Here is a 15840-nt window from a genome sequence, read left to right as displayed (position 1 = left end):
AAGACTTGTCAATTTGTCTAGGGCGTGTGGCGTGTCCTCATTTTAAAAATGGTGATAGAAATGAGATAAGTTGCCGTCAAACAAGGAAAATAGCGCAGATAATATCGAGATATTAGTCAGCAATTTGACACCGTTTGGCAAGATTTAGCCATTTTTAACCCATTTAGATGATTATCGATTGAATTGAGGGCATGCCCTAATAAAGTGTTTGTTTTTACAACATTTCTTGACCATTAAGACAAAGTTTACGTTTTTGCTATAGATTAAAAAAAACGTTTTGTTACCATTAGCTTAACTAGTACCCAAGTTTTTTTAGCTTATAAGTAGAAGGTTATCTCTCCTATACTTGAATACAGCATCTTAAACTATCGCCTATCTTTTATCATTGCTAACGAACTGTCCTCAGCCCTATGATTAAAAAAGCCAAAATAAGTGTAAATACACCGTCACTTCGTTGCTTATACCCATTAGGTACAAGAGTGCTGAACAGTCATGTCACGGGTAAAGTCAATACGGCAGTGGGTTTTGGTGCCTTGCTAATCATGCAAGGCATTATGATGTTATCTGCACAGGCTGCAAATACCGTCAAAACAGGTCAGCGTGTGTTGATGATTGAGATGACGCCAGCACTGTGTAGTCTGCAACCAACGCGCGCACGTATGCGTCAATGCCTAGAAGGATATTCGCTGACGGTATCAGGCTTGGACATGGGATACGGTGAGCGCTGCGGCCGTGGTAGTGAACCACGATTGACCCCATTACAACTAAAAGTGGTCAATCGCATCATGCCAGATACCACGGTACGTAGCCAAACATGGCAACGCTATGGTGCTTGTAGTCCGCTAAGTGCGAGCAGCTACTTTCGTCAAATTACTAACTATGCTGGTGCATTAAAGCTGCCCAATGAGCTCAATACTGGCAACAGTTATACCGTCGCCAAATCGCGATTTATCAGTCAAATGACACGTCTAAACAGTGGTATGTCTACTGCTAGTGTCGATCTTATTTGCCAAGAGGGAAGTCGTCGTCAGTCCATACTGACCGACATACATGTCTGCTATGAAGGCAGCGAGTTTGGCTCCTGCTATGGCAAAACCGACAACTGTGGTAGCAAGTTTATTATCTCAGGTGGTCGTTAGTTTTTAATCAAAACCCTCCATATATCGTCTCTTTAATGATGACTTTCCTGTCATTTATTTCTATTTTTTAGCGAACATAGTCCAATTCTAGCGTCAAATAATGGCTCTCTATCCTGCTATCTTATCTTCTATAAAGCGCTCAAGCGTATAGCCCAAAAGGATTTAAGTGCTATAAGTGTCAGCTTGTATAAAATGTAACAATATAATCTTCAGTAGGTCTCTTGCGGTATCTAGACGGTCAATGTGATGAAGTGCTACACTAGCTCTCGGTTTATAGATGCTGCTACGCAGCTCACCACTCGATATATAAAACGATAATCATCCATTAGCGTTATGAATTATCTAATAATCAATTAGGGAGTATTCCATGTCAATGAAACAGCCTTTACGTGTTGCCGTCACTGGTGCCGCTGGTAATATCAGCTACGCGATGCTATTTCGTATTGCATCTGGCGAGATGCTAGGTAAAGATCAGCCAGTTATTTTGCAATTACTTGAAATCACGCCAGCACTTGACGCCCTAAAGGGTGTGGTCATGGAACTAGAAGATTGCGCATTCCCATTGTTGGCGGGTATCGTTCAAACTGATGATGCTAACGTTGCATTCAAAGATATCGACTATGCTTTGCTAGTTGGCGCACGTCCTCGTGGCCCAGGCATGGAACGTAAAGACTTGCTAGAAGCCAATGCTGCGATTTTCTCAGCGCAAGGTAAAGCATTGAATGACGTTGCTAGCCGTGACGTTAAAGTATTGGTAGTCGGTAACCCTGCTAACACCAATGCCTTGATCGCTCAGCGTAATGCACCAGATCTTGATCCACGCAACTTCACTGCAATGACTCGTCTAGACCACAACCGTGCTATGGCACAGTTGGCTGGTAAGACTGACAGCACTGTCAATGACGTGAAAAAAATGATCATCTGGGGCAACCATTCATCAACTCAGTATCCAGATCTAACGGCTTGTACTGTAAACGGTAAGCCAGCTCTAGATCTAGTTGATCGTACTTGGTACGAAGGCACTTATATCCCAGAAGTACAACAGCGCGGTGCAGCGATTATTAAAGCTCGCGGTGCATCATCTGCGGCTTCTGCTGCCAACGCTGCTATCGCACACATGCGTACATGGGCATTGGGTACTGATGAGAACGATTGGGTATCAATGGGCGTTTACTCAAACGGCGAATACGGTATTGCTGAAGGTTTGATTTACTCATTCCCATGTACTTGTACTAATGGCGACTGGTCTATCGTAGACGGCGTTGATGTATCATCTGATTTCTCAAAAGAGAAAATGGCTGCGACTGAGCAAGAGCTTAGCGAAGAGCGTGATGCAGTAGCACACTTACTACCATAAGTAGATATTTTACTTAAGTGGTAATACCAAAAGTAGCACATAAAAAAGCCCTCTGAAATATGAGGGCTTTTTTGTGTCTGTCTGAACCAGTTTCATGATGTTTTATCGTGAATTAGCTGAATGGATAAAAACGCGCCATTAACACAATTGATAACGTTAGATAAACGTTGATTAACAGCTTTTTAGAGAAAGCTTGCTACAATAATTAAGTCAATTTGAATAATAACTAATTCACAATATTTAAGGAAAAATTATGTTGGGTGAACCAGAATATAATATGAATGAGCTATTTGCTCAATTAGGTCTTGATAACACTGATGAAGCGATTGATAACTTTGTCGAAAACAATCCACTATCAAGCGAAGAAAAGTTAACTGAAGCAAGCGTTTGGACGGACAACCAGCGCATGTTTTTGCAAGAAGAATGGCAAAAAGACGCAGCATGGGTTGAAGTCATCGACGACTTGAACGTGCGTATGCATCCCGATGCCTAAATACGTATAACCAATAACATATAGCTAATAAAAAGCCCCACGATATTGATATTATCGTGGGGCTTTTTTGTGCAGATGATGTGAGGTTAGCTAAACCTTAATCTTGCTCTTTACGCCACTCAAGTAAATCAGTGACATCTTGATGAATACCAGCCTTTAACGCCTCCAAGCCTTCGTAACGGCGCTCGCCATGCAAAAAATGTAAGAAGCGTACTTGCAAATTCAATCCATACAAATCAGCTTGCAGCTCTGGGAAATGGACTTCAAGGCGCCAGTCACTACCTTTATTTACTGAAGGTCTGATACCGACACTGGCAGTGCCAAACAAACTATGTGCTCGCAGCCCTGCTATACCTATCTGGTCATCGGTTGCATGCTTGCTCAAACCATCCGCTATGACATTTCCATCGTCGTCTAGGCTGACCACATCGACGGCAAAGATACCATGCAAAGCCGGTTTTATTCGCTGCAAATCGATATTGGCGGTAGGGAAGTTCATGGTGCGACCTATCTGATCGCCGCGGACAACCACTCCTGTGATGGCATAGTCACGACCAAGCAAGGCATTGGCAGCTTGAATGTCGCCTGCCAATAATAAATCACGAACGCGAGTAGAGCTGATACGTGCAGCGTCGTTATCGATAGTATCGATACTGCCGCTATCAATGCCATCGTTATTAGTATCGCCATCAGTGACTGTATGCAGATTGGTCACATCCAAGCCATAGTGACGCAAAAATTGGCTGTCACCAGTACGGTCATGACCAAAGCGAAAGTCGTCACCCAGCACCAGTGCTTTTACATTCAAACGCTTGGCCAAAATATCTGCAAATGCCTGTGCAGATAGCGAGCGAAAATCGCTATCAAACCCTGCCACGATTAAGGTCTCAACCCCATACTCTGCTAGCAATGCTTGCTTTTCTGCCAAATTGGTCAAACGGGCAGGTGCTTTATCAGGGGCAAAAAACTCACGCGGCTGTGGCTCAAATATCATGACAGCGGCCCCAAGGTTTTGGGCGCGTGCAATGTCACGAACTTGGGTGAGCATTGCTTGATGGCCCAAGTGAACACCATCAAAGTTGCCAATCGTCAGCACGCAGGGCGATAGCGCTACTGGACTGGTGGTTTCAGACAGCGCGCTTGGTGATGCGATCAGTTGCTCAAGAAAATAGGTTTTCATAAATTTCAGCTATGACAAGACCAAATAAAAAAACGAAAAAACACATCTATACTTAACATTGATGTGTCTCAAATCAGCCATTATAAAGTAAAATAGCCACACTAACATCCTATAGTCTGTGTGCAATGATTGTATGACTCATAGGACGGTTATTCTTTATTATCAACGATGCTAATCACAATCCCAACAACGATGGAGATCTTATGACCGATGCTGCCTTGAATACCAACCCAACCGAATTATCGACATATCAGCTCAGCGATCAGTTCTTTGTGCAGCATGCGAGTAAAGAAGATTTAGCAGGCGTTTTAGACGTCTATAACCAAAGCATACCTGGTAAACAGGCAACTGCCAATCTGGCATTGGTCACCATAGATGAGCGTATGGCTTGGTTTGAGGAGCATATAAACAGTACCACGCGTCCCATCTATGTGGTCAAAAAAGTAATAGCGAATAGCGACAGCACAGAGCAGACAGTATCACAGGTAGTGGCGTGGGGCAGCTTTAGCGATTTGTACGCGCGCACCGCCTATCATATCAGTACAGAGATCAGCGTTTATCTAAGTCAAGACTATCATGGGCAAGGACTTGGCAGCTCATTGACACGCTGGATGCTGACCCAAGCGCCACGCTTAGGGATACGCAATATCATCGCGCTAGTATTCGCTCACAATCAGCCAAGCTTAGGACTGTTCCGTAAGCTTGACTTTGAGCAGTGGGGATATATGCCAGAGGTATGCGACATGGATGGATTCATCGCTGATGTCGTGATGCTCGGTAAGGCCGTGACCTCAGATAATACTTCAGAACAAGAGACTGAGATGCGTTAACCCAAGACATCTTAAACTAAGAAGCGTTAGCCTAAGAGATTTAACCTAAGAAGCGTTAGCCTGAGAAAATTCTACCTAAGAAACCTCAACCCAGAATCTTCCATTGATCTTTTATTTTCTGCAGCTGATAGGTCAATGGTGCAGGTTCACTCTGTCCTTTGAGCATCAACTCGCCGGTAATGGTGGCACGGGTTTTGTCATCATTATAGGTGGTATCGGTAATAGTAACGCCTTCGACTGTCTGCTGAAATGCCGACTGAGTGTTGGCAAGTTCTGCTTCAAAATTTGCCATATCTACTTGATAGTAAGCTACCGCGTCTTTTACATCGCCATAATACAAACTGTTTAGCGCTTGCTTTACTGTATCTTCTGGTGTGCCAGCTTGCGTTGGATTGGTCACTAGGCTCTTTTGTTCGGTCGCAGGGGTCACTGGATTGATATTATCACTATCAATCGTTGTCTTATCTTCAGCACCGTCTGTGACTTTGCCTGTTTCGCCACTACTATCAGTGGTCTCTTCTTGATCGGCCATATCATTGTTTAATGTGAAGTCTTCTGAGGTCTCAACGGTCGCTGCGGTATCTTCACTATCGGTGGTAGCTTGAGTGTCCGCAGATTCATTATTGCTGCAACCGCTAAGCAGTAGTCCGGTACTCAGGACACCCGCCGATAGTAGGGTCGGTAGGCGCTGGAAGATTGGCTGTTTTATTGTCATATCAAACCTCAAATTTCATGTATTCATTAGTGGTTCATTATGACAACTATCAGGGGCGAGCATTGTCAATTCTCATAACAGGCTTGTTTTGGTTTCGTAAGCCTATATCTGCCGGTATTGCAGTCTATCCATGCTTGAGCTGGCGAGGACGGAATCCTGTCGCGAGTAATACCACACCATACACAATGGCGCCTACGGCACACATGATAACGAGTGCGATGATACGTTGCCACTGGGCATCATCGGTAGGGAAGTAAGGTAGCATGGCATACAGTATGCCAATCATTGAGCCAGTTGCTATCGCAAATTGTATGAACAGTTTTTTCCAATGAGGGCCAAAACGGAAGATATCGCGCTTGTGTAAGAAGTAATATAACAAACCTGCATTGACGAAAGATGCCCCTGTCGTTGCCAACGCCAAACCACCGTGTAGCGGTATCTCTAAGAAATAAAATATACCAATAAATATCAAACTAAAAACCATATTGGCAATGACGGAGATGATACCAATCTTTACGGGTGTTCTCATGTCTTGACGGGCAAAAAAAGCAGGCGCAAAAATCTTAATGAGCATGAACCCTAGGATACCACCTGCCATACTGCGTAGTGCCAGCGAGCTCATCTGTGCATCACGTAAGGTAAACTCACCACGTAAAAACAGCGCTTGCATCAGTACATCGGCCAATACAAATAGCGCGGCTGAGGCAGGGACACCGACCAAAATAATCAGACGTGCCGCCCAGTCAATGGTCTTTCTAAAACTGACATCGTCTTTTTGAGCATCACTTTTTGACAGACTCGGTAAGATAACCGTACCAATCGCCACACCAATCAGACCCAATGGTAGCTCGCTCATACGTTCAGCCGCATAGAGCCAAGACACCGAACCGCCAATCATCAATGAGGCAAATATCGTATTCAACAATAAATTAATCTGCGTCACAGAGACACCGAAAATAGCAGGGAGCATGAGCTTTAAAATACGACGAACGCCTTCATGCTGAAAGTCAATCTTGGGCGCGACCAACAGTTTCTGTTGCCATAGCTGCGGCAGTTGTATCAAAAACTGTAGTAAGCCTGCGATAGCAACTGCATAGCCAAGCGCCATGATAGGGGTGCCAAACATAGGGGCAAATATCAGCGCCCCACCGATCATACATAGGTTTAATAATACTGGCGCAAAGGCGGGCGCCGCAAACCGACCATAGCTTTGCAGAATACCACTGGCAAAAGCGGTCATGGAAATAAACAGCAAATAGGGAAAGGTCAGGCGTAGCAGCTCAGCGGTAATGGCAAACTTGTCAGGCTGATCGGCAAATCCAGGGGCAAATAGTGTGACCACCCAAGGCGCGATTAAAATGACAACCACCGTCAGCATCGACAAGACCAGTAATAGTGCACCTGAGGTACGGCTGACTAAAATTTGCACTTGCTGTAAGCTGTATTTTTCTTTGTACTCTGACAGTACCGGAACGAATGCTTGGCTAAAAGCACCCTCAGCAAATAGACGTCGCAAAAAGTTTGGGATTTTGAAGGCGACCAAAAAGGCATCCATCAAACCACCAGCCCCAAAAACCCCTAACAATACGACATCACGTACCAGACCTAAAATACGCGACAACATGGTCATACTACTGACGACCATGGTTGAACGAAATAACCGACTTTTTGCCATGAGAACCTATCTTGCTGAGTAATATACTGAGTTGTTTAATAAATGGTTGGCGTAAAAAAACTGACGAATTATAGCACTTTCACAATCGAGATAAATGGATTGGGTGTGGAAATCGCTTTTGCTATGACAATGTGTGATCTGATGATTTTTTGGAGATTAGCTGCCGCAGCTTTGACCACTCAAAATAATCACCAGGGTCGGTCTTCCGTCCTGGTGCGATATCACTATGACCGGTTAAATGACGCCGCGTTTTGGGATAGGCTGTGTATATAGCAGCGACTATTTCTGCCAGTGTCTCATATTGAGAGGCGGTAAAGGACACAAAATCTGACCCTTCAAGTTCGATGCCAATGCTATAATCATTACACTCAGGCCGTCCCAAATAGCTTGACCGACCTGCATGCCATGCGCGCTCATTGAAATTGACAAACTGAGTGATAGCGCCATCACGCTCGATAAATAAATGTGCTGATACCTCTGCACCTTTGATGGTCTGAAAATACGGATGAGCATCCCAGTCTAATTGATTGGTGAATAACGCCTTTACATAATGAGTGCCATCAATGCCGCATGCACCAAATTCATTCGGTGGTAGACTGATATTGTGAATGATAATCGCGTCAATACTCACATGATTCGGTCGTACATTATAGTTTGGTGAGGCAAGCCACGTGGCTGCTGAGAGTAAGCCGTCTGTGATAGTCATCGATGATGTAGAGGACGATAGGGGCAACGAGCTTGATGAAGATGTGGGCATAGTCCTCTCTTTTTATGATAGCGGTGATACGAGTAATGATTATAGTAGTAGTGATAGAGACTCTATCAAAGTAGTTATATGATAATGCACTTTTTATAGTAGTTGATTTTTTGATTCAGCAGACCTTGATAGCGCTGATAGCGTATGAATAATAACGTGCGAGATTTTACCTCATGTCTATGAAACTGACGTCTATATCTATAGATGCTACCTTAGCAAAAATCGGCCCACGAGCATGTTTGTCAGTGGCTGTTGCCGGATTGCTATTCTCTGTACCGGCTTATGCATTCTTACCGACGCCACTCTCAGTCATTGAGCCTGACACCTCATCTGCATCGCCATCTACATCGCTCGCGGAATCACTATCGTCTGAATCATCAACCGACCTATCACCTGCTGATTTTGATTCAGTTGCGTTATCTGAGTCAAATAATAGTCATAGCACGGAACAAAATACTCAAGACAGTCCTGCGGTAGCGTCAAGCATCACTAAAGATAAGTTGCTGTTAAAATGGCGCAAGCAGGTGAGTGCAGACAATCTAGCAAAGCATACAACGTGGCGGCGCTTATTATATTTTTACGATGATAAAAATAATGTATTTGGTAAAAAGAAAACGGAGAGTTTGGTCGATGATTCACGCTTCTTTTTGAGTGAGAACGGCCAGTACGATTCAGGTGCAGAGCTCGATGCCATGCTAGTAGCGCTCGCAAAAGAGCTGACACTACCGCCGACTACCAACAACCAACAGCTTGATGCCCACCCGAACAGTAACGACTCTGTACTATGCCGTTTTCCAGCACGTGCTGCATGGTTAACCCAGCAGTTAAACATCGGTGATGTAAGTCTATCAACTGAGTGCCCAAAGCTCGACGAATGGATGTCGACATTGGCACCTGAGCAGCTATCTATTGTATTTGCTCAAGAGTATTTGGACAATCCGCTCTCAGCGTTCGCTCATACTCTGCTGCGTATCGATTCAAAAGAAAGTGTGGCTGACCCTAGCCGAATCCAGCACGCTCATGCACTCAATTATACGGTAGACGGCGATCCAGACGATAGCTTTCCGATATACTCCGTCAAATCAATGATTGGTGCTTACGGCAGTCTTATTGAGATTGATCCTTATCCAGAAAAGCTGGCAAAGTATCTACAAGATGACGAGCGTGACACGTGGACATATCGATTGAATCTGACCCCAAGTGAGGTGCAGCAGATTATGCGACATGTTTGGGAGACTAAGTCGCTCAAAATGCCGTATTACTTCACCACGGACAATTGTGCCTCTGAGATTCTACGACTTATCGATGTTGTTCGTCCGCAGCAAAGTTTATTAAGCAAATTACCTTATGCCGTCATCCCCTCTGATGTGATTCAGCTATTAAGCAGTAAAAACCTTTTGGCAAGTACTGCTTATACCCCTGCCGATAACACGTTACGTCAAGCTCAGCTGAATGAGATTAAGCAACAGCGTCAGCAGTTGGGTTATCACAATAGCGCCAAGCAGACCGTTAGCGAGATAAAGTCTGCACAGCTCAATCCTATATCTAGCCTGTCAGCCGATAGCCAGACATTACTTAAGCGTCAAATAAACGTATCGGATAATAATCCAACAGACAGGCACCCACTACAGCTAGGGACTATAGGTATAGGGCAGCGCGGTGATAATGACTATATAGATATTGGGGTAAGAGCAGGGTTTCATGATACGCTTGACCACGCTTCAGGATATCCGCAGTTTTTTAACCTAGAAGGTTTGGCTGCGACCCTGCGTCTGTATGACACAGATGATAATAAGCCCAATCAACCAGACAGCGTAGTATTACAGAACCTCACTGTGATTCGTGGTCGCTCTTTCAACCCTGTCAACTCTGCCAAAAAAGGCAAAACGTGGGGCGCAAGTATCGAAGCGACGCGTGTCAATGATGGTTCGCAAAAAGACGGCACAGACCATTTAGTGGGTAGCGTAGGTTATGAGACGGGTTGGTCATGGGCATTTGGAACCCCTAATGCAGGTACGGGTGAGATGCCACCACAACTTTGCTATACCTTTTTGGCAGGCACGACTCAAGCGGGTCGCGGTATCAATAAAGGCTTTCGTGTTGGTGCAGGTGTCAATGCAGGCTGTCGTTATCAGATTAACAATCAGTTACGCGCGCAGGCTGAATTGCAACTGCCATATTGGTATCATGGCAGCAGCGATGAGTCGAACGTCCGTGGTCACTATTGGCAACCGATATCGACGCTAGGTCTGCAATACGATATCGATAAAAAACAAGCACTACGTATCAATGCCAACTATGACTGGCAAGAGCGCGTTGATACCAACGATGACATACAGCTGTCATACAGGCGTTATTTTTAAGCACATCATTTATAGATTTGGTTATTTTTTGGCGTTGTAGTAATTGTATTAAAGGAAAGAGCTTTATGAGTATGCAAAATTTACTGATTATTGGCCAAGGGGATATCGGCCTGCCACTCACCAATAAGCTGGCCTCTGAAGGTTATGATGTGACGGGACTTGCTCGTAGTGAGCGCCATCAGTATGATTTAGTAAACGACGCTAACTTCCTACAAGCGGATGCGTTAACTTTGACAGCAGAGCAGCTGCAACCGTTTACTCATATTGCCATTATCGTGACGCCTGATGAGTATTCGACCAGCGGTTATCACAACAGTTATCTAGCCATTAGCCAGCATTTGGCAACGCTTGCTCCACAGCTCACCAAACTTGAGCGTGTGGTATTCATTTCTTCTACTGGTGTTTACGGTCAGGACAATGGTGAGTGGATTGATGAGCATGCTGCACCTGTGACACCTGCACGCGCTGCGTCAAAGGTCATATTACAAGCAGAACAAGCATTGCAACAAGGCTTTGGCAAAAAAGCCATTATCATTCGTCCGAGCGGCATTTATGGGCGCGAGCGTCTGATGCAATTACGCAAAGCCCGCGAGCCACAAAAAGAACCAGTGGCAGCTAGCCACTGGAGCAATCGTATTATGGATCGTGACTTAGTGACGATTATTGCCAATGTTCTGACCACAGAGACACCCAAGTCTCTTTATATTGCGACAGATTATAGACCGGTTACCACGCTTGAGCTTGGTGTTTGGCTCAGTGAGCAAGTAGGTGAAGCACCGCCAGCTATTGATGATAAAAAAACCTCAGTGACAGGAAAACGCTTACACAGCAATATTCCGTTAGCTTGGCTTGATTATGCTGATTGGCAAGTAGGTTACCGTGATATTTTGGATTATCAGGCTTCGGGTCATTAAAATCCGGGTCATTAAGCCGTGGCTTCTCAGGCTTAGAATCATTAACAGCAAGATGGCTGTTTGGTTTTATCGCTCTCATTCGTTTTATGTTTTATAGTAACCGCTTCTGGAGATTTCATGACTCAGCCTTCAACTTCTGATGACCACCTATCTAATACCAAGCAGGTAGCAGAAGGCGATGACAATGCAGAAGTTCAGGGCAGAGATAAGGCTGAGCAATCCTCTGCCTTGCCCGTCAGTCAACAGCCTGCGATTGTACATCCTAATTTTGATCCAATGCAGTCACCCCTTGACCCTGCACGGTCATTGAGTGATATTCCAGAGCCTGCTCGGCGCTTAAATGGCCAATTACAGCGACTTTATGGTCACTCCTCGCGCTTTTATCAGCCTACTGAAGCCAGCTCGTCGAAATGGTCACTGATGGCATCAGATACTTTGGGTGAGCACTTGTCACTTCTCAGCGCTGCACAGTTAATTGAACTACCCGATAGCTTTTATCAGACGCATAGTGAGCCGCCCTTATTGTCTCCTTTAGCGGATATGATATTGTTAGATATGTCGGACATTCAGCAAGCCATTCGTGCCTATCCACAACTGAGCCGTTATGGATTTGAGGCGATTGATCATCCAGCTGCTATCGAGCCTAGAAATGATAAGGCTGCGCATAAAAGTGCAAATGAATCGGCAGCGTCTTTGCAAGTATTGACCAAGCGTTATAATCCTGACGAACTACTCAGCAGTGTCTACGCTGATGACTGGCAAGTGACATTACAACCGCAGCAATTTGAGACTGGTGAGGGCAGTTTGGCGACGGATATTCTGGCTTGTAGTGTGGCTGTCCATGCGCTAAAACAATGCAGCACTCGCAAAAGTATCAATCATAGTTATAGTGCCACCCAAATCTGTCAACATATCCGCAGTTATTTGCTCAGTCAGATTGTTCGTGAGCCGAGTCAGCGGCATGCCTATCGTCAAATGCGCATATTCAGTGGCCATGTCATCGTGGCGGCATATCATTTGGGCTGGCAAGTGCAGCAGCGAGAAGATGGTCAGAGCTATTTTAATCTCTCATCACGCAGTGGTTTATTGACTCGCTATGCCAATATGCAAGAGTACGATATCAATGGCTGGTTGAGTTAATGATTGGTCAAGTGGATCAATAATACGTACAATAACGCAAATTTTCTGCCCCTCCTTTTGCCGATAGGAATGCCATCATGTCTCAAGTACAACGCGCTCAAGATTCATCATTTTCATCTCATCAGTTCATTCAACTGGCCTTAGACAATCAAGTGCTTAAATTTGGCGAATTCGTCCTAAAATCTGGTCGAATCAGTCCGTACTTTTTTAATGCAGGGCTGCTTGCGACAGGTGAAATGCTATCGTTGCTCGCGCGCGGTTATGCAGATGCTTTAGCTGAACAGATGGCTGAACAAATGGCAGCCGCAAATGATGGCGCTGATCAGCAAGAGCTGGTCATATTTGGTGCCGCTTATAAAGGTATTCCATTTGTGGCAGCGACGGCGCAGGCGTTATGGCATCATCATGGTATCAATGCCCAATGGGGTTATAACCGCAAAGAAGCCAAAACCCATGGTGAAGGCGGCAATTTGGTCGGTGCTGATGTGAGTGGCAAGGCAGTGTGGGTGCTAGATGATGTCATTACCGCTGGTACAGCCATGCGTGAAGTGGTGGAGATTTTAGAGCAAGCAGGTGCCAGTGTGGCAGGTATTATCGTGGCGCTTGATCGCAAAGAAAAAGGCCAAGCAGAGCACTCTGCTATCCAAGAGCTGGCGTCGACACTACAAGTACCTGTACGTGCTCTGGTCGATATCGATGATTTGATCAGCTATTTGGCAGAGCAAGATAGCCAGTATAAAGATGCGACTCAGCTAGCCAAGATGCAGCATTACCGTGAACAATATGGCGTATAGTTGCGCACTAAATTTTCATACCGCTTGAATCTGTTTTATATTAATAAAATAACATAAGTGAGCTTTATTATGAGCCAAGAAAAATCGTTAAAAATACTTGTTATCATGGACCCCATCGAGCGCGTCAATTATAAAAAAGACACTAGCCTCGCTATGATGTGGGCTGCTCAAGATCGTGGGCATCAGCTTGGCTATTGTCAGATTCATGACTTATGGTTAAACCGTGGTCAGTTGATGGTTGATACTCAGCCGCTCACGGTTAAGCGTGATCCAGCAGATTTTTATACCTTGGGTGATAAAGTCACTGGTTCAGTCAGTGATTATGACGTGATTTTAATGCGTAAAGATCCTCCTTTTGATATGCGCTTTATTTATGCCACTTATATGCTTGACCATGCAAAGGCGGCAGGCGTACTAGTGGTCAATGACCCACAAGCGATCCGTGACTGTAATGAAAAATTATTTGCGACATGGTTCAGTGATTATATGAGCCCAACGATTGTGACTAGCAAACAGGCACATATCCGTCAGTTTATCGCTGAGCAACAAGACGTGATCGTCAAGCCATTAGACGGTATGGGCGGTACTGGTATCTTTCGTTTGACCACTGATAGCCCAAATATTGGGGTGACACTAGAAGTATTAACTGAGCTTGAGACTTTGCCAATCATGGCGCAGCGTTACCTACCAGAGATTAAAGAAGGCGATAAGCGTGTGTTAATCGTTGATGGCACCGTGGTAGATTATAGCTTGGCCCGTATTCCAACCAAAGGTGAGACCCGTGGTAATCTAGCGGCCGGCGGTAGCGGCGTCGCCATGGCATTGACTGACATTGAGCGTCAAGTAGCAGAAGTAGTGGCACCGATCGTCAAAGAAAAAGGCCTCATGTTCGTAGGTTTAGATTTAATCGGTGGCCGCATCACTGAGATCAACGTCACCAGTCCGACTTGTGTACGTGAGATTGATGATCAATGTGGTACAGATATCGCGACAGATTTTATCATCGCAATTGAGTTCAAATTTTCGGCATAAAGATGGCTATGTTTATCCGTATTTTGACGAGGTGAACCAGCTGTTTTAAGATATCGTTAACCATGGCACTGTTTTATGTACCATCAGTGCCGCACAAGACCAAGTCGTAACCAATTTGAGATCAAGTACGGCTTGGAAATTTGTGTCTTTCGCTGCATAAAGTACTGTATATAAGACAATGATTTACTCTATACTATGCGGACTTTTGCCGTGTCATTATTTTTCATCAGTGGCATCATAGCGGTAGGATAAACCTTTCATACCAATAAAATAAAAGATAGGCAGGCGTTCATGAAAACACCGCATATATTGATGATGGCAGCTGGTACGGGCGGGCATGTTTTTCCAGCGCTTGCCGTGAGCGACGAGCTGACCCAGCGCGGTGCGGTCATCCATTGGTTGGGAACGCCAAATGGTATGGAGAACGGTCTGGTTGAGCCGACTGGCTATTCTTTTCATGCTATTAATATGCAGGGGCTGCGTGGTAAAGGGGTAGGGCGATTATTGAAGCTGCCTGTGACTTTGCTATCAGCGACGATGGCTGCCGTAAAGGTGATTCGTAGCAATCAGATTGATGTGGTCGTCGGGTTCGGTGGCTATGTGTCTGCGCCTGGTGGTATCGCTGCCCGTCTGACCAATACACCATTGATTATCCATGAACAAAACGCCATCGCTGGTATGAGCAACCGCTATTTGTCCAAGCTCTCTACCAAGACACTACAGGCATTCGAGAATACTTTTGCCAATAGCGCGCAAGATGCCAAGCTTGAGACCGTGGGTAATCCTGTGCGTAATGCTATCACTGGTGTCGCAGCGCCAATGGTACGCTACGATATGAATGATAGCTCACCGCTGAAGCTACTAGTAGTGGGCGGCTCACTTGGCGCTCAAGTGTTAAATGACACCGTGCCAAAAGCATTGGCCTTACTCGATCAGCCATTTGAAGTCATGCACCAGTGTGGCCGCAATAATGAAGTCGCGACCCAAGCGGCTTATGGCGAACAGACATTAGATAAGCATCAGTTCACCGTACAGCCGTTTATTAATGATATGGCGGCAGCTTATAATTGGGCAGATATCATCGTTTGCCGCGCAGGTGCATTGACAGTGACCGAAATTCAAAATGTCGGAATAGCTGCTATTTTTGTACCGCTACCGCATGCGGTTGATGACCATCAAACGGCTAATGCACGTACATTGACGTCACATGATGCCGCCATATTGTTACCGCAGTCTGAGCTGACAGCCCAGCGTTTAAGTGATGAGCTTAAGGTGCTTGATCGAGAGAAGTGCCTAGCGATGGCTAAAAAAGGCCACGCCCTTGCCAACCGTAGTGCGACTAAGCAAGTTGCTGATATTGTTTGGCAGGCATTGTAGTCTGCACGGTTACTACCGCTCGTTTTTATTCATCAAATTTTACTGTCTTTTAATTTTATTGACCTCTAATAAAG

General features: G+C 45.1%; 14 protein-coding genes. 10 read left to right on the top strand and 4 right to left on the bottom strand.

The window, feature by feature from the left end; all coding sequences use genetic code 11:
* The first annotated feature begins 479 nt into the window (after positions 1-479).
* From I6E86_RS06720 to I6E86_RS06710, 3 genes are all read left to right on the top strand, one after another.
* Positions 480-1139 (top strand): hypothetical protein, encoded by a 660-nt coding sequence (locus I6E86_RS06720; protein ID WP_194364665.1) that lies wholly within the window; start codon positions 480-482, stop codon positions 1137-1139.
* A gap of 373 nt (positions 1140-1512) precedes the next feature.
* Positions 1513-2496, top strand: coding sequence for a malate dehydrogenase (locus I6E86_RS06715; RefSeq protein ID WP_240215757.1), 984 nt, complete (start codon positions 1513-1515; stop codon positions 2494-2496).
* Positions 2497-2749: 253 nt separating this feature from the next.
* Positions 2750-2989: a DUF2789 family protein gene (locus I6E86_RS06710; RefSeq protein ID WP_101205760.1), complete on the top strand. Its 240-nt coding sequence runs from the start codon at positions 2750-2752 to the stop codon at positions 2987-2989.
* 97 nt (positions 2990-3086) lie between these two features.
* On the opposite strand, the gene ribF is transcribed toward I6E86_RS06710, so the two are convergent.
* Positions 3087-4169 carry a riboflavin biosynthesis protein RibF gene (gene ribF, locus I6E86_RS06705; protein ID WP_197176366.1) on the bottom strand — a complete coding sequence of 361 codons (1083 nt, stop codon included), beginning with the start codon at positions 4167-4169 and terminating at the stop codon, positions 3087-3089.
* A 203-nt stretch (positions 4170-4372) separates the two neighbouring features.
* Between ribF and I6E86_RS06700 the strand changes: the two genes are divergently transcribed.
* Positions 4373-4999: a GNAT family N-acetyltransferase gene (locus I6E86_RS06700; protein WP_197176364.1), complete on the top strand. Its 627-nt coding sequence runs from the start codon at positions 4373-4375 to the stop codon at positions 4997-4999.
* Between the two features lie 85 nt (positions 5000-5084).
* Here the strand turns inward: I6E86_RS06700 and I6E86_RS06695 are convergent, their stop codons facing one another.
* From I6E86_RS06695 to ampD, 3 genes are all read right to left on the bottom strand, one after another.
* Entirely contained in the window at positions 5085-5714 is a 630-nt protein-coding gene (locus I6E86_RS06695; RefSeq protein WP_197176363.1) for a hypothetical protein, read from the bottom strand.
* A gap of 124 nt (positions 5715-5838) precedes the next feature.
* A complete protein-coding gene (gene murJ, locus I6E86_RS06690; RefSeq protein ID WP_197176360.1) occupies positions 5839-7389 on the bottom strand; it encodes a murein biosynthesis integral membrane protein MurJ in 1551 nt (516 codons plus the stop codon).
* Between the two features lie 121 nt (positions 7390-7510).
* A complete protein-coding gene (ampD, locus tag I6E86_RS06685) occupies positions 7511-8146 on the bottom strand; it encodes a 1,6-anhydro-N-acetylmuramyl-L-alanine amidase AmpD (RefSeq protein ID WP_197176358.1) in 636 nt (211 codons plus the stop codon).
* A 173-nt stretch (positions 8147-8319) separates the two neighbouring features.
* Between ampD and I6E86_RS06680 the strand changes: the two genes are divergently transcribed.
* From I6E86_RS06680 to murG, 6 genes are all read left to right on the top strand, one after another.
* The gene (locus tag I6E86_RS06680; RefSeq protein ID WP_227680573.1) at positions 8320-10509 is read left to right on the top strand and encodes a DUF4105 domain-containing protein; all 2190 of its coding nucleotides are present in this window, start codon (positions 8320-8322) and stop codon (positions 10507-10509) included.
* Positions 10510-10574: 65 nt separating this feature from the next.
* Positions 10575-11423 carry an SDR family oxidoreductase gene (locus tag I6E86_RS06675; RefSeq protein ID WP_197176356.1) on the top strand — a complete coding sequence of 283 codons (849 nt, stop codon included), beginning with the start codon at positions 10575-10577 and terminating at the stop codon, positions 11421-11423.
* 117 nt (positions 11424-11540) lie between these two features.
* Positions 11541-12563 carry a hypothetical protein gene (locus I6E86_RS06670; RefSeq protein WP_197176354.1) on the top strand — a complete coding sequence of 341 codons (1023 nt, stop codon included), beginning with the start codon at positions 11541-11543 and terminating at the stop codon, positions 12561-12563.
* Positions 12564-12640: 77 nt separating this feature from the next.
* The gene (gene pyrE, locus I6E86_RS06665; RefSeq protein ID WP_197176351.1) at positions 12641-13357 is read left to right on the top strand and encodes an orotate phosphoribosyltransferase; all 717 of its coding nucleotides are present in this window, start codon (positions 12641-12643) and stop codon (positions 13355-13357) included.
* A gap of 69 nt (positions 13358-13426) precedes the next feature.
* Positions 13427-14389, top strand: coding sequence for a glutathione synthase (gshB, locus tag I6E86_RS06660; protein ID WP_197176350.1), 963 nt, complete (start codon positions 13427-13429; stop codon positions 14387-14389).
* A gap of 291 nt (positions 14390-14680) precedes the next feature.
* A complete protein-coding gene (murG, locus tag I6E86_RS06655; RefSeq protein WP_197176348.1) occupies positions 14681-15766 on the top strand; it encodes an undecaprenyldiphospho-muramoylpentapeptide beta-N-acetylglucosaminyltransferase in 1086 nt (361 codons plus the stop codon).
* The last annotated feature ends 74 nt before the right edge of the window (positions 15767-15840 follow it).

Origin of the sequence: Psychrobacter sp. SWN149 (assembly GCF_015864565.1) — a bacterium.
Classification (GTDB): domain Bacteria; phylum Pseudomonadota; class Gammaproteobacteria; order Pseudomonadales; family Moraxellaceae; genus Psychrobacter.
The sequence above is the reverse complement of the archived record's forward strand: the minus strand, read 5'-3'. Positions and strand labels throughout refer to the sequence as shown.